This is a genomic window from Nonomuraea sp. NPDC049158 (assembly GCF_040648335.1).
Classification (GTDB): Bacteria; Actinomycetota; Actinomycetes; order Streptosporangiales; family Streptosporangiaceae; genus Nonomuraea.
Genome location: NZ_JBEZDM010000042.1, coordinates 66964 through 89625, shown reverse-complemented (window position 1 = coordinate 89625; position 22662 = coordinate 66964). Strand labels below are relative to the sequence as shown.

Below are 22662 nucleotides of genomic sequence, written 5' to 3'. Positions count from 1 at the left end.
TTGGCGTTCTTCGACCCCGGGACGTTGGTGTGGGCCAGCTCGTCGATCAGCGCGGCCTTCGGCGCGCGTTGGATGACGGCGGCCACCGGCGTTCACCGGTGGCCCGCCGGGATCAGCGGTCGAAGCGGCGGCCGGTGCCGCTGCGGAAGCCGCCACCCTGGCCGCGGTCGTCGGAGCGGTAGCCGCCGCGCTCGTCCGAGCGGGCACCGCCGGAGCGGTAGCCGTCACGCGGACGGTCGTCGGTGCGGGCGGGACGGTCGCGGTCGGCCGAGAACGGGCGGCCACGGTCGCCACTGGGAGCGCGGGAGCCGCGGTCGTCCGAACGGTAGCCGCCCTGACGGTCGTTGGAACGGAAGCCACCCTGACGGTCGTCGGAGCGGTAGCCGCCACCCTGACGGTCGTTCGAACGGTAGCCGCCACCCTGACGGTCGTCCGAGCGGGGTCCGCTCTGGCGGTCGTCGGAGCGGTAGCCGCCGCGCGGGGCGTCCGAGCGGGCCGGACGGTCGTCGCCGCGGTAGCCGCCGCCACGCGGGCCACGGTCACCGCCACGGTAGCCGCCGCCCTGGCCGCGGTCGCCGCCCCGGTCGTCGCCGGAGGTGCGGGGCTCCTGCGAGCCGCCCTCGGCGTGCCGGCGCGGGTAGCGGTCGTCACCGTCGTGACGACGGGGGCGCCGGTCGTCGCCCGCGACGAAGGGTCGCTGGCCGTCATCGTGACGACGCGGACGGCGCTCGCCGTCGAACTCGCGGCGCGGACGGCGCCCGCGACGCTCGGAGCCGCTGTGGCCGCCTTCGCGGCGGGGGCGCAGCGGCTTGCGGACGTCGGGCTCCCAGACGGGGATGGGCTCGCCGCTGGGAACGCGGGCGCCCGTCACCTCGGCCAGACGGGGGTGACCCGGCTCGGCCTTGAGGCGGAAGGGGTGGATCCCGGCGCGGCGGGTGAGCTGGTCGGTCGAACGGCGCTCGCTCGGCAGCACCAGGGTGACCACGGTGCCCTTCTCGCCGGCGCGGGCGGTGCGGCCACCGCGGTGCAGGTAGCTCTTGTGGTCCTGCGGCGGGTCGACGTGCAGCACGAGGCTGATGTTGTCGACGTGGATGCCGCGCGCCGCGACGTCGGTGCAGACGAGCACGTTGACGGAGCCCTCACGGAACTCGGCCAGGATGCGGGTGCGCTGGTTCTGGCGCTTGCCGCCGTGCAGGCCGCCCGACTTGATGCCGACGCGGGCCAGCTGCTTGCACAGCCGGTCGACGCCGTGCTGGGTGCGGACGAAGATGATCGTACGGCCCTCGCGGTTGGCGATCTCCGCCGTGACGTCGAACTTGTCGTCACGCGTCACCTGGATCACGTGGTGCTCCATGAGCTCGACCGGGGAGGTCGCCGGAGCCACCGAGTGGGTGATCGGGTCCTTGAGGAAGCGCCGCACCAGCTTGTCGACGTCACCGTCGAGCGTGGCCGAGAACAGCAGCCGCTGACCGTCGGCCGGAGTCTGCGCGAGCAGCTCGGTGACGACGGGGAAGAAGCCCAGGTCGCACATGTGGTCGGCCTCGTCGAGGACGCTGACCTCGATGTCGCCCAGCGAGCACTCGCCCTGGCGGATGAGGTCGCCCAGGCGGCCGGGGGTGGCGATGACGACGTCGACGCCGCGGCGCAGCGCCTCGATCTGCTTGCCCATCGACATGCCGCCGACGATGACCTTCATCCGCAGGCCGAGACCCCGGCCGAGCGGCTCGAGGGCGTCGTGCACCTGGAGCGCGAGCTCACGGGTGGGGACGAGGATCATCGCGCGGGGGCGGCCCGGGGTGGGCCGGACGCCGGAGATGCGGGCCATGAGGGGCAGCCCGAAGGCGAGGGTCTTGCCGGAGCCGGTCTGGCCGCGGCCGAGCACGTTGGCGCCGGTGAGGACGTCGGGGATGGTCGCGCTCTGGATGGGGAACGGGCTGGCAATGCCCTGCTTGGCCAGCCCGGTGACGAGCGGCTTGGGCAGGCCGAGCTCCTCGAACCCAGGGCCGGCCTCGGGGGTGCTCTCGTCGAGCTCGGGCAGGACCTCGTTGAACTCGGGCAGGACAGCGTCAAGCATGGTCACGAACTTCGTGCCTTTCAGTCGAAGTGGCGCGTCACTTCTGCGAAAAGGACGAGCCGGGACGTACGGCGGTGCCGTACTTCATTGCGAGGCGCAGGTGGTCGGCACCTGCTGGGTGGGGACTGGCCCGGAGGACAGGCCGTCTACGCGCACCCATTTGCCGGCCGCAGGCGGCGTTGAAACGCACATTGGTGCGCTAGGTGCACGTGTTGCCAACACGGGGAAGACACCATGTATTCCCCGACTTGTCTGAATTTCAGACTTTGGCAGGCTGAAGCGGCTGACACCGAGATGCCAGCCGTACAGCAACGATCAGACGTTGAAGCCTAGCATACGAAGTTGCTCGCGCCCTTCGTCAGTGATCTTGTCCGGTCCCCACGGCGGGAGCCAGACCCAATTGATCTTAACATCCGAAACCATGCCTTCGAGCGCGGAATGCGCCTGATCCTCGATGACATCGGTCAGCGGGCAGGCCGCGCTGGTCAGCGTCATGTCAATGGTGGCCACAGGCTGGCCGCCCTCGGCGGGGTCGAGATTGAGCCCGTAGATCAGGCCCAGGTCGACGACGTTGATGCCGAGTTCGGGGTCGACGACGTCCTTGAGCGCCTCCATGACCTCGTCGACGGTGGCCTCACCATCGAACCCGGTCGGTGTCTCCACCGGCTTGCTCATCGCGCAGCACTCCTCACTACAGCGTCCTTGTAGGCCATCCACGACAGCAGCGCGCACTTCACGCGCGCGGGGAACTTGGCCACGCCCGCGAACGCCACCGCGTCGCCGAGCACGTCCTCGTCGGCCTCAACCTTGCCCCTGCCCTGCATGAGCCGGGTGAACTCGTCGACCACCGACAGCGTCTCCTCGACCGTCGAGCCGGTGGTCAGCTCGTGCAGCACGGAGGCGGCGGCCTGGCTGATCGAGCAGCCCTGCCCGTCGTAGGAGACGTCCTCGATCTTGCCGGCGTCGCCCAGCTTGACCCGGAGCGTGATCTCATCGCCGCACGTGGGGTTCACGTGGTGAACCTCGGCGTCGTAGGGGTCACGCAGCCCCCGCCCCTGCGGGTGCTTGTAGTGTTCCAGGATCAGTTCCTGGTACATCGACTCGCCGATCATGGCTATGCGAACACCTTCTGAACGTGATGGAGGCCGCGGACCAAGGCGTCGATCTCGTCCGTGGTGTTGTACAGATAGAACGACGCCCTGGTGGTCGCCGGTATTCCGAAGCGCAGGTGCAGCGGTCGCGCGCAGTGGTGGCCGACCCGCACCGCGATGCCGAACTCGTCGTCGAGCAGCTGCCCGACGTCGTGCGGGTGGATGCCCTCGAGCGTGAACGACAGGGTGGCGCCCCGCTGGTCGAGCGAGTCGGGCCCGATCAGGCGCAGCGTGGGCACCTCGCGCAGCGCGTCGAGCGCGTAGGCCGTCAGGCCGCGCTCGTGCGCCTCGATGGCCTCCATGCCGACACCGGTCAGGTAGTCGACGGCCGCGCCGAGGCCGATGGCCTCGACGATCGGCGGCGTGCCCGCCTCGAACTTGTGCGGCACCGGCGCGTACGTCGAGTGGTCCATCCAGACGGCCTCGATCATCTCGCCGCCGCCCATGAACGGGGGCATGGCGTCGAGCAGCTCGGCCCGGCCCCAGAGGACGCCGATGCCCGAGGGACCGACCATCTTGTGGCCGGTGAAGGCCACGAAGTCGGCGCCCAGCGCGGCCATGTCGACGGCGTGGTGCGGGACCGACTGGGAGGCGTCGAGCATCACCAGCGCGCCCACCTCGCGGGCCCGGCGCAGCACGTCGGCGACCGGGTTGATGGTGCCGAGCACGTTGGACTGGTGCGCGATCGACACGATCTTCGTGCGCTCGGTGATCAGTCCTGAAATATCCGACATATCGAGGCGGCCGTCGTCCGTGACGCCGAACCACTTCAGCGTCGCCCCCGTGCGCTGCACCAGGAACTGCCACGGCACGATGTTGGAGTGGTGCTCCATCTCGGAGATCACCACCTCGTCACCGGGGCCGAGGGTGAAGCGGGGGTCGGTGTTGCCCGGGTTGCCGAAGGAGTAGGCGACCAGGTTGAGCGCCTCGGAGGCGTTCTTGGTGAAGATCACCTCGTCGCGCGACGGGGCGCCGATGAAACCGGCCACCTTGTCGCGCGCGCTCTCGTAGGCCTCGGTCGACTCCGCGCCGAGCGCGTGCATGGCCCGCCCGACGTTGCTGTAGTGCATCGCCAGGTGCTCACGGACGGTCTCGACGACCGCGGTGGGCTTCTGTGAGGAGTTGCCCGAGTCGAGGTAGACGAGCGGACGCCCGCCGGGCAGCTCGCGGGAGAGAACCGGGAAGTCCTTCCTGATCCTCTCCACGTCCAAGCTGGTGGAAGTCATACAGATGCCTTCGTGTACTGCTCGTAGCCCTCGGCCTCGAGCTTGTCGGCCAGCTCCGGCCCGCCCTCCTCCACGATCTTGCCGCCGGCGAAGACGTGGACGAAGTCGGGCTTCACGTACCGCAGGATGCGGGTGTAGTGCGTGATCAGCAGGATGCCCGTGTCGCCCGAGGCGCGGAAGCGGTTGATGCCCTCGGACACCACGCGCAGCGCGTCGACGTCGAGGCCGGAGTCGGTCTCGTCGAGCACCGCGATCTTCGGCTGGAGCAGCTCCAGCTGGAGGATCTCGTGACGCTTCTTCTCGCCGCCGGAGAAGCCCTCGTTGAGGTTGCGCTGGGCGAACTCGGCGTCGATGGCCAGCGCGTCCATGCCGGTCTTGAGGTCCTTGGCGAACTGGCGCAGCTTGGGCGCCTCGCCGCGGACCGCGGTGACCGCGGAGCGCAGGAAGTTGGAGACCGACACGCCGGGCACCTCGACCGGGTACTGCATGGCGAGGAACAGGCCGGCGCGGGCCCGCTCGTCGACGGTCAGCTCCAGCAGGTCGACGCCGTCGAGCAGCACCTGGCCGCCGGTGATGGTGTATTTCGGGTGACCGGCGATGGCGTAGGCGAGCGTGGACTTGCCCGAGCCGTTCGGCCCCATGATGGCGTGGGTCTTGCCCGACAGCACGGTGAGGTTGACGCCGCGCAGGATTTCCTTGTCCTCGACGGCGACCTTCAGGTCACGGATCTCAAGGGTGGACATGTGTTTATGACTCCTTCGAGAGCGAGACGAGGACGTCGTCGCCGTCGATCTGGACTGTGTAGACGTTCACGGGTCTGATGGCGGGCGGCCCGGTGGGCTTGCCCGAGCGGATGTCGAAGCACGAGCCGTGCAGCCAGCACTCGAGTGTGCCGTCGTAGACCTCTCCCTCGCTGAGCTTCACCTCGGCGTGGGAGCAGACGTCGTGCAGGGCGAACACCTCGCCGCCCTTGCGGACGAGCGCGACCGGGGTCTCCCCGACCTCGAGGCCGAGGACCCCGCCGTCGGGGATGTCCTCGACCTTGCACACTTTCTCGAAACTCATCGACCCTCGGGGGGCTCCGCCCCCCAAGTCCCCCCCGGCCGTGGAAAAGACGTTCATCGGGCGAGCTCCGCCTCCACCGCGTTCATGACGCGGTCACGGATCTCCGCCACCTGGATCTTCTCGATGAGCTGGCCGAGGAAGCCCCGGATGACCAGGCGACGGGCCTCGTCGAAGGGGATGCCGCGGGCCTGCAGGTAGAAGATGTGCTCGTCGTCGAGGCGCCCGGAGGCGCTGGCGTGGCCGGCGCCGGCCACCTCGCCGGTGAGGATCTCCAGGTTGGGCACCGAGTCGGCGCGGGCGCCGTCGGTGAGGATCAGGTTGCGGTTGAGCTCGTAGGTGTCGGTGCCCTCGGCCTCGACCCTGATGATCACGTCGCCGATCCACACGGCGTGCGCGTCCTCACCCTGCAGGGCACCGCGGTAGTCGACGTTGCTCTTGCAGTGGGGCTGCGAGTGGTCGACCAGGAGGCGGTGCTCCAGGTGCTGGCCCGCGTCGACGAAGTAGACGCCGGACAGGTCGGCGTCGCCGCCCGGCCCGGTGTAGGACACGCTCGGCGACAGGCGCACCAGATCGCCGCCCAGGGTCACCGCGAAGCCCCTGAACGTGGCGTCCTTGGCGAGCTGGGCGTGGTGGTGGGAGACGTGTACGGCGTCGTCGTCCCAGTCCTGCAGGCTGACGACCTTGAGCGTGGCGCCGTCGCCGACGACGAACTCGATGTTGTCGGCGTAGACCGCGCTGCCCTGGTGCTCGATGACGACCACGGCCTCGGCCAGCGGCTCGACCACGACCACGATGTGGCCGTAGGTGGCGCCGTCGTTGCCGCCGCCGCGCACCTCGATGCGGATGTGCTCGGCCGGCACGGCCTCCTTGGGCACGGTCACGACCAGCGCCTTCTCGAAGGCGTTGTAGGCCTGCGCGCTGACCCGGTCGGCCGGCACGTACGCCCTGCCGATGCGCGCGTCCTCACGCCCGACCCACTCGGCGGTGACGCCCGCCGGGGTGTAGGCCTGGGTGAGCACCCGTCCGGTGATCTCCGCCTTGCCGCTGTGCAGGCCCTTCAGGCGCGACAACGGCGTGAAGCGCCACGCCTCTTCGCGCCCGGTCGGGACCTCGAAGTCGTCCAGGTCGTAGGACGCCTTCTCGTGCAGGGTCGACAAGGGCTTCTCGGTCAGGCCCATCAGCCGACGGCTCCTTCCATCTGCAGCTCGATGAGGCGGTTGAGCTCGAGGGCGTACTCCATCGGGAGCTCGCGGGCGATCGGCTCGACGAAGCCGCGCACGATCATCGCCATCGCCTCGTCCTCGTTGAGACCGCGGCTCATGAGGTAGAACAGCTGGTCCTCGCTCACCTTGGAGACCGTGGCCTCGTGACCCATCGAGACGTCGTCCTCGCGGACGTCGACGTAGGGGTAGGTGTCGGAGCGGCTGATCTGGTCGACCAGGAGCGCGTCGCACTTGACCGTGCTGGCGCTGCCGTGAGCGCCCTCCTCGATCTGCACCAGACCGCGGTAGGAGGTACGGCCGCCGCCACGCGCCACCGACTTGGAGATCACGGTGGAGCTGGTGTGCGGAGCCAGGTGCACCATCTTGGACCCGGCGTCCTGGTGCTGGCCCTCGCCCGCGAAGGCGACGCTCAGCGTCTCGCCCTTGGCGTGCTCGCCCATCAGGTAGACGGCCGGGTACTTCATGGTGACCTTGGAGCCGATGTTGCCGTCGATCCACTCCATGGTCGCGCCCTCGTAGGCGACGGCGCGCTTGGTGACCAGGTTGTAGACGTTGTTGGACCAGTTTTGAATGGTCGTGTAACGGCAGCGGGCGTTCTTCTTCACGACGATCTCGACGACCGCGGAGTGCAGCGAGTCGGAAGAGTAGATCGGCGCGGTGCAGCCCTCGACGTAATGGACGTAGCTGCCCTCGTCGACGACGATCAGGGTCCGCTCGAACTGGCCCATGTTCTCGGTGTTGATCCGGAAGTAGGCCTGCAGCGGGATCTCGACCTCGATGTTCGGCGGCACGTAGATGAACGAGCCACCGGACCACACGGAGCTGTTGAGGGCGGCGAACTTGTTGTCGCCCACCGGGATGACCGAGCCGAAGTACTCCTTGAAGAGCTCCTCGTGCTCCCTCAGGCCCGTGTCGGTGTCGACGAAGATGACGCCCTTCTCCTCGAGGTCCTCACGGATCTTGTGATAGACGACCTCGGATTCGTACTGGGCGGCGACACCGGCGATGAGGCGCTGCTTCTCCGCCTCGGGGATGCCGAGCTTGTCGTAGGTGTTCTTGATGTCGTCGGGCAGCTCGTCCCAGGAAGCGGCCTGCTTCTCGGTCGAGCGCACGAAGTATTTGATGTTGTCGAAGTCGATGCCCGTGAGGTCGGAGCCCCAGGTGGGCAGGGGCTTCTTGCCGAACAGGCGGAGGCCCTTCAGGCGAAGGTCGAGCATCCACTCCGGCTCGTTCTTGAGCGCGGAGATGTTGCGGACGACCTCCTCGGACAGACCGCGCTTGGCAACCGCGCCTGCGGCATCCGAGTCGGACCAGCCGAACTTGTAATTCCCGAGGCCTTCCAGCTCCGGGCGGTCGGTGACAGTCACCTTCCGGTCTCCTTGCTTTTGTCGCTATGGGTGGCCCTGCTCGTCGCAAGACCCAGCGCGTGCGGGCTCACATGTGTGGTGCAGACCCCGTCGCCGTGCGCGATCGTGGCCAGGCGCTGCACGGGGGTGCCGAGCAGCTGCGCGAACGCCTCGGTCTCGGCCTCACACAGCTGCGGGAACTCCGCGGCCACGTGCGCCACCGGGCAGTGGTGCTGGCAGAGCTGGTCGCCGCCCAGATTGGCCTTGGTGGCCGAAGCGGCGTATCCATCCGCCGACAGCGCCTGCGCCAGCACTTGTACGCGCTGGTCGGCCGGCACCGTCCGCATGACCGGCTCCAAGCGCCGCAGCAGGCTGGACACCTGCGAACGGGCGAAGTCGGTCACGGCTTCCTCACCCACGCGCTCGGCCAGGAAACGCAGCGCGCTGCCGGCCAGGTCGTCGTAGGCGTGCTCGAAAGCACTGCGCCCCGCGTCGGTGATGGCGAACAGCTTGGCCGGCCGCCCTCTCCCGCGCTGCCCGTGCGGACGCACGGTGCGGGGCTCGATCATCCCGTCGGCCAGCAGCGCGTCGAGGTGACGGCGGACGGCGGCGGGCGTGAGCCCGAGCCGCTCGCCCAGCGCGGCCGCCGCGACGGGACCGTGCTCGAGGATCAGCCGTGCCACACGGGCGCGGGTGCCGCGCTCGTGTCCAGGCTCGATCGACGTGGGCACGTTTTTCACAACATCAGTGTGCCGTAATTCCTTCCCAGTTCACAAATGGATCCAGGAAGACGGGGAATGGAATTTCTCACGCAGGGTAGGCTTACCTAACTCTGCCGATGACCAGGAACGTCACGGCCGAGCAGGCGATGAGCCCCAGCATCACCGACGCCATCGGCACTGCCGTACCCGAGCCCACCAGGCCGACCAGCGGCGCGGCCAGGGCGCCCAGCGCGAACTGGAGCACGCCGAGCAGGGCGGAGGCGCTGCCCGCGATCTGCTGCGGCTGGCTGGCCAGGGCCAGCGCGCCGGTGCCGGGAAGCACCAGGCCCTGGCCGCACATGATGACGAACAGCCCGGCGACGATGCCCGCCAGCCCCATGCCGACCATGGCCGCGGCCAGCAGCAGCGCCGCGCCGGTCAGGCCCACGCACAGGCCGATGGCCACCAGCCGGGCCGGCGGCACCCGCCCCGAGAGCCGCCCGCCGACCTGCGCCATGAGGGTCAGGCCGAGCGCGTTGAGACCGAAGATGAGCGAATACTGCTGCGGTGTGGCGTGGTAGACCTCCTGCAGCACGAACGGTGAGCCGGAGATGTAACCGAACATGGCGGCGAAGGCCAGCCCGGCGGTCAGCGCACCGCCCATGAACGAGCGGTCGCGCAGCAGTTGCCAGAAGACGCTCACGGTGTGCTTGAGGCCGCCGCTCTCCCGCTCGTACGCGGGCAGCGTCTCACGGACCCCGCCGAGCACGGCCACGAGCAGCACGATCCCGGCCAGGCTCAGCGCGACGAACACCCCGCGCCAGGAGGTGAAGCCGAGCAGTTGCGCGCCCGCGATCGGGGCCAGGATCGGCGCGAGGCCGCTGACGAGCATGAGGGTGGCGAAGATGCGCGCGATGGCGGCGCCGTCGTACAGGTCACGGACCACGGCCCGGACGATGACCAGGGCCGCGCCGCCGAGAATGCCCTGCAGCAGGCGGAAGACGATGAGCACGGGCACCGAGGGGGCGAAGGCGCACAGCAGCGAGGCGAGCGTGTAGCCGGCCACACCCACGATCAGCGGCAACCGGCGGCCACGCACGTCGCTCACCGGCCCGGCGACCACCTGGCCGACGGAGACGCCGATGAGGCAGGCGGTCAGTGTCAGCTGTACCTGCGCGGGAGTGCTGACCAGCTCGCCGGTGATGGCGGGCAGCGCGGGCAGGTACATGTCGATCGAGAGCGGGCCGATGGCCGAGAGCGCTCCGAGAATGATTAACAGCAGTCCGCGGCGGTTCCCCTTGACGACAGGTGACGTGAGTGGCGTGGCTTCTGCCACGGACATGCGTGAACCCCTCTCCCTCGCAGGCGTGTGGCCCACGAGGGCCGAGGGATGAAACCAAGATCCGGTCTACCTAATTCCCGGTTATGGGATATTTAGCTGACTTCGTGGAGTTGGATCACGGACAGTGCCGCGCCCTGCGGGTCGGTGAGCATGGCGAACCTCCCGGGAGGCGCGTCCATGGCGCCGACGAGGATCGTGGCGCCCGCGCGCTCGGCGGCGGCGACGGTGGCGTCGAGGTCGTCGACGGCGAAGTACGTCATCCAGTGCGACGGCGTCTCCGGCGGATAGTTCGGCGACAGCTCGATCATCCCGGCGATGCTCGCGTCCCCGAGGTGCCACTCGGTGTACTTGACGCCCTCCATCTCCTGGCGGTGCGGAGTCCAGCCGAAGACGGCCGGGTAGAACCGCTCCGCGCCGGCGACGTCGCGGGTGACGAGCTCGTTCCAGCAGAAGGAGACCGGCTCGTTGACCAGCTCCGCGCCGTTGTGGCGGCCGGCCTGCCAGGCCGAGACGAACGACCCGTCGGGCGCCTGGAAGACGGCCATGGTGCCTTCCTCGAACACCTGCATGGGCTCCACGACGACGGTCCCGCCCGCGTTCTTGACCCGGTCGGCGGTGGCGGCGGCGTCTTCTATGGCGATATAGGTGTTCCAGGTCGAGGGCATGCCCTCCCCCATGACGGGGCCGACTCCGGCGACCTTCTCGCCGTCGTAGGTGAACTGGCCGTAGCCCCCGGCCGCCGGATCGTCGATCATCTCCGCCTGCCAGCCGAAGACGTCGTCATAGAAGCGGACGGACGCCTCGACGTCGGTGCTCGACAGATCCACCCAGCACGGAACACCGGGCTCATAGCCACTGCGCTGTGACATGGCAACCTCCTGTGATGTGGACGTCACTCTCAGACTTTCACTCCTGGTGGGGACTTTCCGGGAAACAGCCGGGTCAACAGCTGTCCATATCCGGCCACGCGATCGGCCAGGCATCCGGCCATGTGCGGACCGGGCAGGGTTGCCAGGCGGACCGCCGCGGACAGTCCCTAAACTCGTGGCCATGGAATCCCCAGCCGTCGAGCTCATCGACCTGGTCAAGCGTTACGGCGGCGCCACGGCGGTAGACGGCCTGTCGCTGCGCGCCGAGCGGGGCGCGGTCACCGCCGTGCTCGGGCCCAACGGCGCCGGCAAGACCTCCACGGTCGAGATCTGCGAGGGGTTCCGCGAGGCCGACTCCGGCACCGTACGCGTCCTGGGCCAGCCGCCCGACCAGCCCGCGCTGCGGCCCCGGGTGGGCGTGATGCTCCAGGCGGGCGGTGTGCCGCCCGCGGTGCGCTGCGGGGAGTGGCTGCGCCTGGTCTCGCGCTTCTACGCCCGCCCGCTCGACGCCGGCGCCCTTCTGGTACGGCTCGGCCTGGCCGAGCACGCCCGCACCCCTTACCGCCGCCTGTCGGGGGGCCAGCAGCAACGGCTCTCCCTGGCCGCGGCGGTGATCGGCCGGCCGGAGCTGGTGTTCCTCGACGAGCCGACGGCCGGGCTCGACCCGCAGGCCAGGCACGCCTGCTGGGACCTGGTGGGCGAGCTGCGGGCCGCGGGGGTCTCCGTGGTGCTCACCACCCACCACATGGACGAGGCCGAGCGGCTGGCCGACCACGTGGTGATCATCGATCGGGGCCGGGTGGTGGCCGAGGGCAGCCCGGCCTCGCTGACCGGGGCCGAGCGGCAGCTGCGCTTCCGGGCCCGGCCGGGGCTCTCGCTGGACGAGCTGCTCCACGCGTTGCCCGGGGGCAGCGCGGCCAAGGAGTCGCCCGCCGGCCATTACATCATCGAGGGCCAGGTGGGCCCGGCGCTGCTGGCGACCGTGACGACCTGGTGCGCCGCCGAGGGCGTCATGGCCGACGACCTGAGCATCGAGCGCCGCACACTCGAAGACGTCTTCCTGGAGCTGACCGGCAGGGAGCTGCGATGACCACGCTCGATTTCACCCCCGCCCCGGCGGCGGCGCCGTTCGCCCGCATGGTGCTGGCGCAGGCGGCGGCCGAGACGCGCGCGACGCTGCGCAACGGCGAGCAACTGCTGCTGACGCTGATCATCCCGGTGCTGCTGCTCGTCGGGTTCTCGCTGGCGCCGCTGATCGACGTCGGCGGGGGGCGGCGGATCGACTTCCTCGCGCCGGGCGTGCTCGCGCTGGCGATCATGTCGACGGCGTTCACCGGTCAGGCGATCGCGACGGGCTTCGAGCGCCGCTACGGCGTGCTGAAGCGGCTCGGCGCGACTCCCCTGTCGCGGGCCGGGCTGCTGCTGGCCAAGACGGTGGCGGTGCTCGCGGTCGAAGGCGTCCAGGTCGTGGTGATCGTGGCGGTCGCGCTGGCGCTCGGCTGGCGGCCCCAGGGCTCGCCGGTGGGCGCGCTGCTGCTCGTGCTGCTGGGGACGGCGGCCTTCAGCGGGCTGGGCCTGCTCATGGCGGGCGTGCTGCGGGCCGAGGCGACGCTGGCCGCGGCCAACCTCGTCTACCTGGTGCTGCTCGGGGCGGGCGGGGTGATCTTCCCGCTGGCGAAGTTCCCCGCCGGGATGCGGCCGGCCCTGGAGGTGCTGCCGATCTCGGCGCTGACCGGCGGGCTGCGTTCCGTCCTCGCCGGGGGCGCGGCCGTGCCGCTGGGGGCGCTGGGGGTGCTGGCCGCCTGGGCGGTGCTGTCGCTGGGCATCGCCGCGCGCACATTCCGTTGGGAGTGAGCGGGGCCTGAGCTGGGCGGCCCCTTGGTAGGCGGGCCTGAGCCGAGCGCGTCCGCGCTGGACGGGGCTGGGTGTCAGGCGCGGCCGGTGACGCCGTAGCGGTGGCGGCCGATGACGGCGACCACGGTGAGCGGCACCGCCACGGCCGCCGCGACGCCGAACAGCAGCGCGTACCTGCCGTCCTGAGCGGCCGGGCCGCCCGCCCACGACGACACCGCGCTGCCGACGAACAGCGCCGCGGCGAAGAAGGCCACGCTGGTCCCCCTGGCGTTGGGCGCGACGGTGGTGATCCAGGTCTGCAGCGAGGAGTGCATGAACGACCACCCGACGCCCAGCAGCAGCGCGGTGGCGCCGACGGTCGCCAGGCTGACGTGGACGGCCACGAGCGCGTACCCGGCGCAGAGGTGCGCTCCTCCGACGGCGATGAGCACGGGCGGGGACCACGTCCGCGACAGGCGTTTGACCACTCTGCTGAACAGCCACAGGCCCACGCCGTAGGTGGCGGTGGCCAGACCGGCGACCGCCGCCCTGACCCCGCTGTGCTCCAGGGCCGTGGCGAGGAAGGCCATCGTGCCGAGCAGCACCGCGCCCTCCACGAAGGCCAGCCCGAACACCAGCAGCGCCCACGGCTCGCGCAGCACCGCGCCCACGTGCCTGCCCAGCCCGCCGATCTCGGCCCGGGGCGGCTCGGGCAGGGAGCGCAACGCGAGCGCGCAGGCCAGCGCGCAGGCCGCGGGCACGGTGAACGCCACGTGCCAGTCGACCAGGTCGGCGAGCACGCCGCCGAGACCGGTGGCCATGGCGATGCCCAGGGCTCCGGCGCCCATCAGGTCCGACAGGGCGCGCTGCCGTACGACGGGCGCGACCGTGTCGCCGACGTACGTGAGCGAGGTGGGGATCACCGCGCCGAAGCAGGCGCCGGCCACGACCCTCGACACCACCAGCGCGCCCAGCACCGGCATCAGGGCGGAGACCACCCCGGCCAGCGCGGCGCCGAACATCGCCGCCCGCATCACCCGCACCCGGCCGAACCGGTCGGAGAGCACGCCCCACAGCGGCTGCGTCAGGCCGTAGGCCAGGTAGTAGCCGCTGGCGACCGCGACCGCCGCCGACAGCGGGACGCCGAGGTCGGCGGCGATCAGGACGAGCATGGGGTTCACGGCGAACCGGTCGAAGCTGCTGACGAAGGTGGCCACGGACAGCACGAGCGGAGGACGGACGAGGGAGGCCGGGGGTGCGGTCATGACTCCATGGTCGAATTGTCGGCTTCAACGGTTAAGTGCGTAAAAGTACCACCCTAGTGGGGGAATGTCGGCCCAGCTCGGTACCGTTCTACCCGCCGTCCCACTACTGAGCCGCCATGCCGATTGAGGAGTGCTGTGAGCGCCTTCGCCCTGGATGATCCCTTCGACCGGGGATCGGGCCTGCCCAGACCTGGCAGTGTGCTGCGCAGCGCCGCCGACTCCATTCCGCCTTCCGGGCTGGTGCTGCTGGCGATCTTCTCCGTGCAGCTGGGGGCGGGCTTCGCCAAGGAGCTGTTCGCGGCGCTGCCGCCGAGCGCGGTGGTGTTCCTGCGCATCGGCGCGGGTGCGTTGATCATGGGCGCGGTGGCCAGGCCCAAACTGAAGGGGATGTCGTGGCGTGACCTGGGGGTCGGGCTCACCTTCGGCGTCACGCTGGCGCTGATGAACCTGTCGTTCTACGAGGCGATAGCGCGGCTGCCCCTGGGGATCGCGGTGGCGATCGAGTTCCTCGGGCCGCTGGGCGTGGCGGTGGCGGCCTCCAGGCGGCGGCTCGACCTGGTGTGGATCGGCCTGGCGGCGGCGGGCGTGGCGCTGCTCGCGCCCTGGGGCCAGTCGGCGTCGGTGAGCTGGGCCGGCATCGGGTTCGCGCTGGGGGCGGGAGTGTTCTGGGCGGCCTACATCCTGCTGTCGGCCTCGGTGGGGCGGCGCTTCCCCGGCACCACCGGGCTGTCGTTCGCGATGATCGTGTCGGCCGTGGTGGTCGCGCCGGTGGGCATCGCGTCGGGCGGCGGCGACCTGCTCCAGCCGCATCTGCTGCTGATCGGGCTGGGGGTGGGGCTGCTGTCGTCGGTGATCCCGTACTCGCTGGAGCTGCAGGCGCTGCGGCGGATGCCGAAACACGTGTTCGGCATCCTGATGAGCCTGGAGCCCGCGGCGGCCGCGCTGGTCGGCGTGCTGGTGCTGAGCGAGATGCTGCACGCGCAGCAGTGGGCGGCGATCATCTGCATCGTGGCCGCGAGCCTGGGCACGACCCGCGCGACGAAGTAGCCTCCGGGCCTGATCAGTGCGGGCCGACCCAAAAGTGATCAGTGCGGGTCGGCCCAGATGCCGCGGACGTGCTGAATGTGCTCGGACATGATGTGGCGGGCCGCCTCGGTGTCACCGGCCTTGAGCGCGTCGAGCAACGCGACGTGCTCCCGGGCCGAGTCCGACAGCGTGCCGCGCTCCGACAGCTGCGACAGGCCGTAGAGCCGGGCCCGGTTACGCAGGTCCTTGACCACCTCGACCAGGTGGGCGTTGCCCGACAGCGTCAGCAGCTCCACGTGGAAGCGCAGGTCGGCGTCCACGTACGCGAGCAGGTCCCCCCGCTCGGCGGCGGCGACGATCTCCTCGGCGACGGGCCGCAGCCGCTCGAAGTCGGCCGCGCGCGAGCTGTTGGCCAGCCGGGTCACGGTGGGCACCTCGATGAGCTGCCGGATCTCGGTCAGCTCGTCGAGATCGCGGTCGGACAGCTCGGTGACCCGGAAGCCCTTGTTGCGCACCGCCTCGACCAGTCCCTCCTTGGCCAGGTCGAGCATGGCCTCACGGACCGGCGTGGCGGAGACGCCGAACTGCGCGGCCAGCACCGGCGCCGAGTAGACCACCCCCGGGCGCATCTCACCCGTGATCAACGCGGCGCGGAGCGCGTGCGCGACCTGCTCGCGCAAGCTCTGCCGCTCGCCCACCATCGGCAGGTCGAGCCGGTCCTCGGCAGCCATCCGGCCATCCCTTCGCTCAGTACACGCCCGCTGATCAACCCCCGCTGGGGGCACCCCGCTAAACCCACGCCTCGTACGCGGCGGCGGCGACCACCAGGTCCTCCCACGCCATCCCGGTGCTCTTGAACACGCGGGGACCGGAGCCCGCAGGAACCCGGCCGGCGATCAGGTCGGCGAGGTTCCCGGCGAGATGACCGGTGGTGATCGTACCTTGGCGCACCGGGATGACCACATCCCCCGCTTCGGCCAGCGCCGCCGACCTGGCCTCGACGACGACCGTGGCGCGGGCGACGAGGTCCCCGTCCAGCTCACGGGCCTCCGGCTCGTGCGATCCGACCGCGACCACCGTGGCGCCGTCGCGGACCAGCTCGCCGGGGAAGAGCGGCTCCCTGGCCGTGGTGCAGCAGGCGATCAGGTCCGCCTGCGCCACGGCGCTCAGGTCCGGAGCCTGGCCGTGCACCGCGCGGGCCGGCAGGCCGTGGTCGCGGCAGCGGGCGGCGAGACTCTCGGCGCGTTCGGGGTCGCGGCCGATGACCGTGACCCGTTCGACCGGCCGGACCGCGCCCAGCGCGAGGATGTGCCCCCACGCCTGCGGGCCCGTGCCGAACACCACCAGATTACGGGCGTCCGGCCCGGCCAGGTGCTTGACGGCGAGCGCCGAGACCGCCGGGGTGCGCAGCGAGGTGAGCGTGATGCCGTCCATGGCGGCCAGCGGGCTCAGGGTGTCGCCGTCGAGCAGCAGGTACGTCCCCTGGATGCGGGGCAGCCCGCGCTCGGCGTTGCCCGGCGCGATGGTGACGGCCTTCACGCCCGCGTACCGTCCCGCGGCGGCGGGCATCAGCAGGAGCTGCCCGGCGGGCAGCTCGACGATCGGCCGCAGCGGCGTCTCCTCCGGATCGAGCCCGTCCCGCAGGGCCTCTTCCAGGATGCGTACGGCCCGCGCCACGGGCACCAGCCGCTCGATGGTGGCGGCGTCGAGGTAGGGCAGCCCGTTCACCGCAGCACGAACCCGGTGCCGAGGGGGTCTTCCGGATCGAGCTCGAAGGTGTGCCGGCCGGTGCGGTAGGCCATCCCCTCGATCTCGGCGACGACGCCCTGGTCGGTCACCTTCCCCACGGTGGCGACGAACGTGCCGCCCGCGACGCCGGTGTGGATCAGCGGACCCTGGTGACCGTCGTCGTAGAGCAGGGCGAGCCGCGCCGCCGTGCCGGACCCGCACGGCGAGCGGTCCACCTCCCCGTCGGCGAAGACGGTCACATTGCGCTGGCGCAGTCCATCCCCTGGGACGTCCTCGTAGAAGATCACCCCATAGACGCCGGACAGCCGGTCGTCCGACGGGTGCCGCGTGGCCGGATGGCCCGCCAGGGCGGCCTTGATGCGGCGGCCGTGGCCGACGAACTCCGTCAGGCTCCCGGCCTCGACGGACAGGCCGACCGCCGAGGCGGGCAGGGTGGCGTAGATGGCTCCGCCGTAGGCGAGGTCGACCTCGACCCCGGCGACGGGAAGGGCGCGCGCGATGGCGTACGACGGGACGTTGACGAAGGTGACCGACTCGACGCGGTCCCGGGAGCCGCGCACGCGGGCCGTGACGCGGCCCGAGGGCACGTCGACGACCACGTCGGTCTCGCCGCCGGGGTCCGCCTCGACCAGGCCCTCGCGGACGGCGTGCACGCCGAGCGCGATCGTGCCGTGGCCGCAGGCGGTGGAGTAGCCGTCCTTGTGCCAGAACAGCGCGCCGAAGTGGGCGCCGGGGTCGTCGGGCGGGACCAGGAAGCAGCCGTACATGTCGGCGTGGCCGCGCGGCTCGTGGCAGAGCAGCCGCCGTATCCGCTCGGCCGGGCCGCCAGGTGCGGCGGCCCGGCGTTCGAGGACGGTGGCGCCCGGGATGTCCGGGGCGCCACCGGTGACGATCCTGAACGGCTCGCCGGCGGTGTGGTAGTCGACCGTGGTGACGCTCACAGCTCGAATCCCTCGGGGAACGGGTCGCGCGGGTCGAGGAAGTATTGAGCGGTGCCGGTGACCCAGGCGCGGCCGGTGATGGCCGGCACGACCGCGGGCCGCCCCCCGACGGTGGTCTCCCCCAGCAGGCGGCCGATGAAGCGGGTCCCGATGAACGACTCGTTGACGAACTCCCCGCTGCCCGGCCCCTCGCTCACGGCCAGCCGGCCACGCGCGTGCAGCTGAGCCATCCGGGCGCTGGTGCCGGTGCCGCACGGCGAGCGGTCGAACCAGCCCGGGTAGATGGCCATCGCGTGCCGCGAGTGGTGCGCGTCCGAGCCCGGCGCGGCGAAGTAGACGTGGTGGCAGCCCCGGATGCGGTCGTCCTCGGGGTGCACGGGCTCGTCGGCCGCGTCGATCGCCGCCATCGTGGCCAGCCCGGCGGCCAGGATCTCGTTCTTGGCCTTGCGGTCGAAGGGCAGGCCATAGTCGTCGAGGTCGACGATCGCGTAGAAGTTGCCGCCGTACGCCAGGTCGTAGCGGATGTCGCCGAAGCCGGGCACCGTGACGACGGCGTCGAGCCGGTCGCTGTAGGCGGGCACGTTGCGCAGCGTCACCGACATGGCCATGCCGTCCTTGACGGCCACGTCCACCTCGACGAGCCCGGCGGGCACCTCCAGGCGCACGGTGGTGACCGGCTCGACGACCTCCACCATGCCGGTCTCCACCAGCACGGTGGCCACGCCGATGGTGCCGTGACCGCACATCGGCAGCAGCCCGGACACCTCGATGAACAGCACGCCCCAGTCGGCGTCCGGCCGGGTGGGCGGCTGCAGGATGGCGCCGCTCATGGCGGCGTGGCCGCGCGGCTCGTTCATCAGCAGCCTGCGGATGTGGTCGAGATGGTCGCGGAAGTAGACGCGCCGCTCGGCCATGCTCGCGCCGGGGATCACGCCCACGCCGCCGGTGATCACGCGGGTGGGCATGCCCTCAGTGTGCGAGTCGACGGCGTGGAAGACCCGCTTGGTTCTCATCGCATGCCCTCCGCGAGCGCCTTCTCCGTCGCGCCGCGTACGGCCGCCTCCTGCGTCTCGGTCAGCGGCACGCGCGGCAGGCGGCAGGGCCCGCCGTGACGGCCCGCGATGTCCATCGACAGCTTGATGGCCTGCACGAACTCCGTCTTGGAGTCCCAGCGCAGCAGCGGGTGGAGCGTACGGTACAGGGGCAGCGCGGTCTCGAGGTCCCCGGCCAGCGCGGCCCGGTAGAGCGCGACGCTGGAGGCGGGCAGCGCGTTGGGGTAGCCGGCCACCCAGCCGACGGCCCCGGCGATCGCCAGTTCCAGCAGCACGTCGTCGGACCCGATCAGCACGTCCAGCCCGGGGGCCAGCTCGCCGAGCTCATAGGAGCGGCGCGGGTCGCCGCTGAACTCCTTCACGGCCACGATCAGGCCCTCGCCGTGCAGGGTGGCCAGCAGCGCGGGCGTCAGGTCTACCTTGGTGTCGTACGGGTTGTTGTAGGCCACGATCGGCACCCCGGCCTTGGCCACCTCGCGGTAGTGCGCGATCACGGAGCGCTCGTCGGCCCGGTAGGCGTTGGGCGGCAGCAGCAGCACCGAGCCGCAGCCGGCCGCGGCCGCGCGCTCGGCCCACAGCCGCGACTCCGCCGCGCCGTACGCGCCGACGCCCGCCATCACGTTCGCCCCGCCGACGGCCTCGACGGCCGTCTCGATGACCTTGGCCCGCTCCTCGGCGGTGAGCGTCTGGTACTCGCCCAGCGACCCGTTGGGGACCACCCCGTCGCAGCCGTTCTCGACCAGCCAGCGGCAGTGCTCCGCATAGCCGTCGAAGTCGACGGACAGGTCCTCGCGCAGAGGGAGAGCCGTGGCCACCATGACACCGTGCCAGGATTTAATGCGATTTGTCATTAAAGAGTCCTCCAAATCAAGGTGTATCGAGTTTTAGTTCGAGGTCGGCGAGAGCGCCAAGAGAGATGGGTTGCGCGATGGGGCGGCGAGGGGGGCGGGGCGACTCCCCGGCCAGGCAGGCGACCGCGTAGCCGCAGACGCGGCCCTGGCACCAGCCCATGCCGGGCCTGGCCAGCAGCTTGACCGAGCGCGCGTCGGTGGCGCCGAGTTCCAGCGCCGCGCGTACGCGGGCGACCGGCACCTCCTCGCACCGGCACACCAGCGTGTCGTCGCGCAGCCAGCCCTGCCAGCCCGGCTTGACCGGATACGCATGATGCAGCGCCTCACCGAACGCGCGCATCCGCCGGCGCCGTCTGGCCAGCACGCCGGGCACCGGCTCACCGGCCACGGCCAGGCCGGCGATGCGGCCCTCCAGCTCGGCCAGGTACCGCCCGCCCACGCCGACCGGCTCGCCCGCCGCCCAGACGCCGTGCGCCGTGGTGCGCTGGTGGCCGTCCACCGCGAGCACGGGCATGCCGTCCGCGTCCTGGCGGGTCTCACAGCCGAGCTCGACGCCGAGCTCGATCTGGGGGACGAAGCCGTAGCCGACGGCCAGCGTGTCACAGGCCAGCTCGCGGGTGGCGAGCACGTTCCAGTCGGCGTCGAGCCGCGCCACGGTGACCGACTCCAGCCCGCGCTCGCCGTGGGCGGCGATCACCGCCTGGTGCGTCCGGTACGGCACGCGGTGCCGGGCCATGGCCAGCCCGTAGCCCGCCGCCTCCCCCGCCTTGCCCGCGGCCAGCACCGGATGCCGAGCCAGGCCGAGTCCGCCGTTGGCCTCGAACACGCCCAGCACCTCGGCCCCCGCCCCCGCCAGGCCGGTGGCCACGGGCAGCAGGAACGGCCCGGTGCCCGCGACGACCACCCGGCCGCCCGCGACGACGCCGTTGCCCTTGAGCAGCGCCTGGGCGCCGCCCGCCGTCAGGACGCCGGGCAGGTCCCAGCCCGGGAACGGCAGCGGCCGGTCGTGCGCGCCGGTGGCGATCAGGAGGTCGCGGCAGCGGATCGCCACCGCGCGGCCGTCCGGGGTCTGGCAGTGCACGGTCAGCCGGTCGCCGTCCCGCGTCACGGTCCACACCTGGTGCCCGAGCAGGACCTCGGCCCGCTCGCCGAGCGCGCGGGCCTGCCTCAGGAACCGGTCCAGACCCGGCGTGCTCGCGCGCGCCGCTCCTGGCGGGTGACGGAAGTACTGGCCGCCGAGGCGGGCGCCGGAGTCGACGAGGACCACGCTCAGGCCGCGCAGCGCCGCCGTGAGAGCCCCCGCCACTCCGGCGGGCCCACCACCGACCACGGCGAGATCACAGGTGTAGTGGTCGGAAGAACGGTCGTCGCGAACGCGGTCGTCGCGAACGCGGTCGTCGGGAACACCGTCGGCGGGAACGCGGTCGTTGGGCGCGCCCACACGGTCGTCGGTCGGGCTCATGCGGTCGTCACCTCGTCTCCGGGTCGCGCCTCCAGCAGGCAGGCGCGTTCTGGTGGGCGGCCGTTCACCGTGATCAGGCAGTCGAAGCAGACGCCGATGCCGCAGAACAGGCCGCGCGGCCGTCCGCCGAAGCGGGTGGTCCGCCAGGCGCGGACACCGGCGGCGTGCAGGGCCGCGCCGATCGTCTGCCCCGGCTCGACCGGCACGGCCCGGCCGTCGATCGTGATCTGGAAGGTCACGCGGACTCCTCGGTCGCACGGGAGGACCCGGACGGGACCCCGGACGAGGTCGCGAAGCGGTCCGGGCGGAAGGGGCGCAGGTCGAGTTCGGGGCCGGCGCCGGTCAGCAGCTGGGACAGCAGGAGCCCGGTCGCGGGCGCGAGCCCGATCCCGGCCCCTTCGTGCCCGCACGCGTGATACAGCCCGGGCGCGCGCGGATCCGCCCCGATCACCGGCAGGTGGTCCGGACAGTACGGGCGGAACCCGCAGTACGACCTGATCACCCGCACCTCCCGCAACGCCGGGAACAGCGCGACCGCCTGGGCCGCCAGCCGGGCCAGCACCCGGGGCGAGGTCGTGCGGTCGAAGCCGACCCGCTCCCTGCTGGCCCCGATGAGCACGGTCCCCGCCGGGGTGCCCTCGACGACGGCCGAGGTCTCCAGATCGGCGGAGTCGCTGGCCACGTTGGTGACGTAGGCGGCGGTGTAGACCTTGTGCCGGATGAGCGGCTCGCGCAGCGGCTCGGTGACGAGGATGAACCCGCGCCTGGGCAGGACCGGCAGCGCCACGCCCGCGAGCCCGGCGATCTCGCCGCCCCACGTGCCGGCCGCGTTGATCACCGCGCCGCCGAGGATGTCGCCCTGGTCGGTCCGTACGCCCGTCACCCGGTCGCCGGACCGGGTGAACCCGGTCACGGTGACGCCGGTGCGCAGGTGGAGCGTGCCGTGGCCGTAGCTCTCCGCGCCGTGCCTGAGCAGCCGCGCGGCGGCCAGCATGGGCTGCACCTGGGCGTCCTGCGGGTAGTGGACACCGCCCGCGAGACCCTCGGCCAGGTGCGGCTCGTAGTCGCGCAGGCCGGCGGCGGGCACGACGGTGTACTCGACGCCCTGCTTGCCCGCCAGCCCGACCAGCTGCCGCTGGACCTCGTCGGTCTCGGCCACGACCAGGCCGCCCTTGGGCTCGTACTCGAACCCGCCCAGCCCGGCCAGCTCCCCCCACAGGCGGTTGGACAGCAGCGCGAGGTCCAGCTCAGGGCCCGGCTCCTTGTCCGAGACCAGCACGTTTCCCTCACCCGCGCCCGTGGTGCCGCCCGCCACGGGGCCGCGGTCCACCACGGTCACGTCCAGACCGGCCCGTGCGGCGTAATAGGCGCACGCGGCGCCCACCACTCCGGCGCCGATGACGATCACATCCGACATCCTCACCTCCCATCTGTAATATGTCACATACCCATGCTGCTTGAGAAGCACGTTCCCGGGTTAAGGACC

General features: G+C 71.4%; 24 protein-coding genes. 3 read left to right on the top strand and 21 right to left on the bottom strand.

Annotated features, from left to right (window positions below):
- The 12 genes from AB0B61_RS49210 to AB0B61_RS49155 form a co-directional block, all read right to left on the bottom strand.
- Nucleotides 1–86, bottom strand: an 86-nt coding sequence (locus AB0B61_RS49210; RefSeq protein WP_358447918.1) for a hypothetical protein, incomplete at its 3' end; no start/stop codon positions are given.
- Nucleotides 87–112: 26 nt separating this feature from the next.
- Entirely contained in the window at nucleotides 113–2074 is a 1962-nt protein-coding gene (locus tag AB0B61_RS49205) for a DEAD/DEAH box helicase (protein WP_358447913.1), read from the bottom strand.
- A gap of 315 nt (nucleotides 2075–2389) precedes the next feature.
- The gene (locus AB0B61_RS49200) at nucleotides 2390–2749 is read right to left on the bottom strand and encodes a metal-sulfur cluster assembly factor (RefSeq protein WP_357656615.1); all 360 of its coding nucleotides are present in this window, start codon (nucleotides 2747–2749) and stop codon (nucleotides 2390–2392) included.
- The gene (gene sufU, locus AB0B61_RS49195; RefSeq protein ID WP_225291366.1) at nucleotides 2746–3186 is read right to left on the bottom strand and encodes a Fe-S cluster assembly sulfur transfer protein SufU; all 441 of its coding nucleotides are present in this window, start codon (nucleotides 3184–3186) and stop codon (nucleotides 2746–2748) included. The genes AB0B61_RS49200 and sufU overlap by 4 nt, the downstream gene beginning before the upstream one ends.
- Nucleotides 3187–3188: 2 nt before the next feature.
- Complete coding sequence (locus AB0B61_RS49190; RefSeq protein WP_358447911.1) at nucleotides 3189–4451, bottom strand: cysteine desulfurase; 1263 nt, start codon at nucleotides 4449–4451, stop codon at nucleotides 3189–3191.
- Nucleotides 4448–5194, bottom strand: a complete 747-nt coding sequence (gene sufC / locus AB0B61_RS49185) for a Fe-S cluster assembly ATPase SufC (RefSeq protein ID WP_358447909.1) — start codon at nucleotides 5192–5194, stop codon at nucleotides 4448–4450. Before sufC ends, AB0B61_RS49190 begins: the two co-directional genes overlap by 4 nt.
- Nucleotides 5195–5198: 4 nt before the next feature.
- On the bottom strand, nucleotides 5199–5516 hold the full coding sequence (locus AB0B61_RS49180; protein WP_225291368.1) for a non-heme iron oxygenase ferredoxin subunit: 318 nt from the start codon (nucleotides 5514–5516) through the stop codon (nucleotides 5199–5201).
- A gap of 53 nt (nucleotides 5517–5569) precedes the next feature.
- Nucleotides 5570–6694, bottom strand: coding sequence for a Fe-S cluster assembly protein SufD (gene sufD / locus AB0B61_RS49175; protein WP_358447907.1), 1125 nt, complete (start codon nucleotides 6692–6694; stop codon nucleotides 5570–5572).
- Nucleotides 6694–8106: a Fe-S cluster assembly protein SufB gene (sufB, locus tag AB0B61_RS49170; RefSeq protein WP_358447906.1), complete on the bottom strand. Its 1413-nt coding sequence runs from the start codon at nucleotides 8104–8106 to the stop codon at nucleotides 6694–6696. The genes sufD and sufB overlap by 1 nt, the downstream gene beginning before the upstream one ends.
- Nucleotides 8103–8816 (bottom strand): metalloregulator ArsR/SmtB family transcription factor, encoded by a 714-nt coding sequence (locus AB0B61_RS49165; RefSeq protein ID WP_225291448.1) that lies wholly within the window; start codon nucleotides 8814–8816, stop codon nucleotides 8103–8105. Before AB0B61_RS49165 ends, sufB begins: the two co-directional genes overlap by 4 nt.
- Nucleotides 8817–8907: 91 nt before the next feature.
- Nucleotides 8908–10128 (bottom strand): multidrug effflux MFS transporter, encoded by a 1221-nt coding sequence (locus AB0B61_RS49160; RefSeq protein WP_358447905.1) that lies wholly within the window; start codon nucleotides 10126–10128, stop codon nucleotides 8908–8910.
- A gap of 92 nt (nucleotides 10129–10220) precedes the next feature.
- On the bottom strand, nucleotides 10221–10997 hold the full coding sequence (locus AB0B61_RS49155) for a VOC family protein (RefSeq protein ID WP_358447904.1): 777 nt from the start codon (nucleotides 10995–10997) through the stop codon (nucleotides 10221–10223).
- A gap of 181 nt (nucleotides 10998–11178) precedes the next feature.
- Here AB0B61_RS49155 and AB0B61_RS49150 point away from each other — a divergent pair, with 181 nt between their 5' ends.
- Nucleotides 11179–12087 (top strand): ABC transporter ATP-binding protein, encoded by a 909-nt coding sequence (locus tag AB0B61_RS49150; RefSeq protein ID WP_358447903.1) that lies wholly within the window; start codon nucleotides 11179–11181, stop codon nucleotides 12085–12087.
- Nucleotides 12084–12851, top strand: coding sequence for an ABC transporter permease (locus AB0B61_RS49145; RefSeq protein ID WP_358447901.1), 768 nt, complete (start codon nucleotides 12084–12086; stop codon nucleotides 12849–12851). Before AB0B61_RS49150 ends, AB0B61_RS49145 begins: the two co-directional genes overlap by 4 nt.
- 74 nt (nucleotides 12852–12925) lie before the next feature.
- Here the strand turns inward: AB0B61_RS49145 and AB0B61_RS49140 are convergent, their stop codons facing one another.
- On the bottom strand, nucleotides 12926–14095 hold the full coding sequence (locus AB0B61_RS49140; protein ID WP_358447900.1) for an MFS transporter: 1170 nt from the start codon (nucleotides 14093–14095) through the stop codon (nucleotides 12926–12928).
- A 135-nt stretch (nucleotides 14096–14230) separates the two neighbouring features.
- Here AB0B61_RS49140 and AB0B61_RS49135 point away from each other — a divergent pair, with 135 nt between their 5' ends.
- Nucleotides 14231–15142 (top strand): EamA family transporter, encoded by a 912-nt coding sequence (locus tag AB0B61_RS49135; protein WP_358447898.1) that lies wholly within the window; start codon nucleotides 14231–14233, stop codon nucleotides 15140–15142.
- A gap of 38 nt (nucleotides 15143–15180) precedes the next feature.
- Here the strand turns inward: AB0B61_RS49135 and AB0B61_RS49130 are convergent, their stop codons facing one another.
- The 8 genes from AB0B61_RS49130 to AB0B61_RS49095 are packed head-to-tail and all read right to left on the bottom strand — an operon-like array spanning nucleotide 15181 to nucleotide 22593.
- Nucleotides 15181–15852, bottom strand: a complete 672-nt coding sequence (locus tag AB0B61_RS49130) for a GntR family transcriptional regulator (protein WP_358447896.1) — start codon at nucleotides 15850–15852, stop codon at nucleotides 15181–15183.
- A 58-nt stretch (nucleotides 15853–15910) separates the two neighbouring features.
- Nucleotides 15911–16849, bottom strand: a complete 939-nt coding sequence (locus AB0B61_RS49125) for an ornithine cyclodeaminase family protein (protein ID WP_358447894.1) — start codon at nucleotides 16847–16849, stop codon at nucleotides 15911–15913.
- A complete protein-coding gene (locus AB0B61_RS49120) occupies nucleotides 16846–17811 on the bottom strand; it encodes a proline racemase family protein (protein WP_358447892.1) in 966 nt (321 codons plus the stop codon). The genes AB0B61_RS49125 and AB0B61_RS49120 overlap by 4 nt, the downstream gene beginning before the upstream one ends.
- Nucleotides 17808–18824: a proline racemase family protein gene (locus AB0B61_RS49115; protein WP_358447890.1), complete on the bottom strand. Its 1017-nt coding sequence runs from the start codon at nucleotides 18822–18824 to the stop codon at nucleotides 17808–17810. Before AB0B61_RS49115 ends, AB0B61_RS49120 begins: the two co-directional genes overlap by 4 nt.
- A complete protein-coding gene (locus AB0B61_RS49110; protein ID WP_358447888.1) occupies nucleotides 18821–19714 on the bottom strand; it encodes a dihydrodipicolinate synthase family protein in 894 nt (297 codons plus the stop codon). Before AB0B61_RS49110 ends, AB0B61_RS49115 begins: the two co-directional genes overlap by 4 nt.
- A 16-nt stretch (nucleotides 19715–19730) precedes the next feature.
- Entirely contained in the window at nucleotides 19731–21176 is a 1446-nt protein-coding gene (locus AB0B61_RS49105; RefSeq protein WP_358447887.1) for an NAD(P)/FAD-dependent oxidoreductase, read from the bottom strand.
- Entirely contained in the window at nucleotides 21173–21415 is a 243-nt protein-coding gene (locus AB0B61_RS49100) for a (2Fe-2S)-binding protein (protein ID WP_225291383.1), read from the bottom strand. The genes AB0B61_RS49105 and AB0B61_RS49100 overlap by 4 nt, the downstream gene beginning before the upstream one ends.
- Nucleotides 21412–22593 carry an FAD-binding oxidoreductase gene (locus tag AB0B61_RS49095; protein ID WP_358447885.1) on the bottom strand — a complete coding sequence of 394 codons (1182 nt, stop codon included), beginning with the start codon at nucleotides 22591–22593 and terminating at the stop codon, nucleotides 21412–21414. The genes AB0B61_RS49100 and AB0B61_RS49095 overlap by 4 nt, the downstream gene beginning before the upstream one ends.
- Nucleotides 22594–22662: the final 69 nt, after the last annotated feature.

Bases quoted from the DNA above. Each gene is read 5' to 3' on its own strand.
- AB0B61_RS49205 (WP_358447913.1), bottom strand. From the start codon at position 2,074: ATGCTTGACGCTGTCCTGCCCGAGTTCAACGAGGTCCTGCCCGAGCTC.
- AB0B61_RS49200 (WP_357656615.1), bottom strand. From the start codon at position 2,749: ATGAGCAAGCCGGTGGAGACACCGACCGGGTTCGATGGTGAGGCCACC.
- sufU (WP_225291366.1), bottom strand. From the start codon at position 3,186: ATGATCGGCGAGTCGATGTACCAGGAACTGATCCTGGAACACTACAAG.
- AB0B61_RS49190 (WP_358447911.1), bottom strand. From the start codon at position 4,451: ATGACTTCCACCAGCTTGGACGTGGAGAGGATCAGGAAGGACTTCCCG.
- sufC (WP_358447909.1), bottom strand. From the start codon at position 5,194: ATGTCCACCCTTGAGATCCGTGACCTGAAGGTCGCCGTCGAGGACAAG.
- AB0B61_RS49180 (WP_225291368.1), bottom strand. From the start codon at position 5,516: ATGAGTTTCGAGAAAGTGTGCAAGGTCGAGGACATCCCCGACGGCGGG.
- sufD (WP_358447907.1), bottom strand. From the start codon at position 6,694: ATGGGCCTGACCGAGAAGCCCTTGTCGACCCTGCACGAGAAGGCGTCC.
- AB0B61_RS49160 (WP_358447905.1), bottom strand. From the start codon at position 10,128: ATGTCCGTGGCAGAAGCCACGCCACTCACGTCACCTGTCGTCAAGGGG.
- AB0B61_RS49155 (WP_358447904.1), bottom strand. From the start codon at position 10,997: ATGTCACAGCGCAGTGGCTATGAGCCCGGTGTTCCGTGCTGGGTGGAT.
- AB0B61_RS49150 (WP_358447903.1), top strand. From the start codon at position 11,179: ATGGAATCCCCAGCCGTCGAGCTCATCGACCTGGTCAAGCGTTACGGC.
- AB0B61_RS49145 (WP_358447901.1), top strand. From the start codon at position 12,084: ATGACCACGCTCGATTTCACCCCCGCCCCGGCGGCGGCGCCGTTCGCC.
- AB0B61_RS49140 (WP_358447900.1), bottom strand. From the start codon at position 14,095: ATGACCGCACCCCCGGCCTCCCTCGTCCGTCCTCCGCTCGTGCTGTCC.
- AB0B61_RS49130 (WP_358447896.1), bottom strand. From the start codon at position 15,852: ATGGCTGCCGAGGACCGGCTCGACCTGCCGATGGTGGGCGAGCGGCAG.
- AB0B61_RS49115 (WP_358447890.1), bottom strand. From the start codon at position 18,824: ATGAGAACCAAGCGGGTCTTCCACGCCGTCGACTCGCACACTGAGGGC.
- AB0B61_RS49110 (WP_358447888.1), bottom strand. From the start codon at position 19,714: ATGACAAATCGCATTAAATCCTGGCACGGTGTCATGGTGGCCACGGCT.
- AB0B61_RS49105 (WP_358447887.1), bottom strand. From the start codon at position 21,176: ATGAGCCCGACCGACGACCGTGTGGGCGCGCCCAACGACCGCGTTCCC.
- AB0B61_RS49095 (WP_358447885.1), bottom strand. From the start codon at position 22,593: ATGTCGGATGTGATCGTCATCGGCGCCGGAGTGGTGGGCGCCGCGTGC.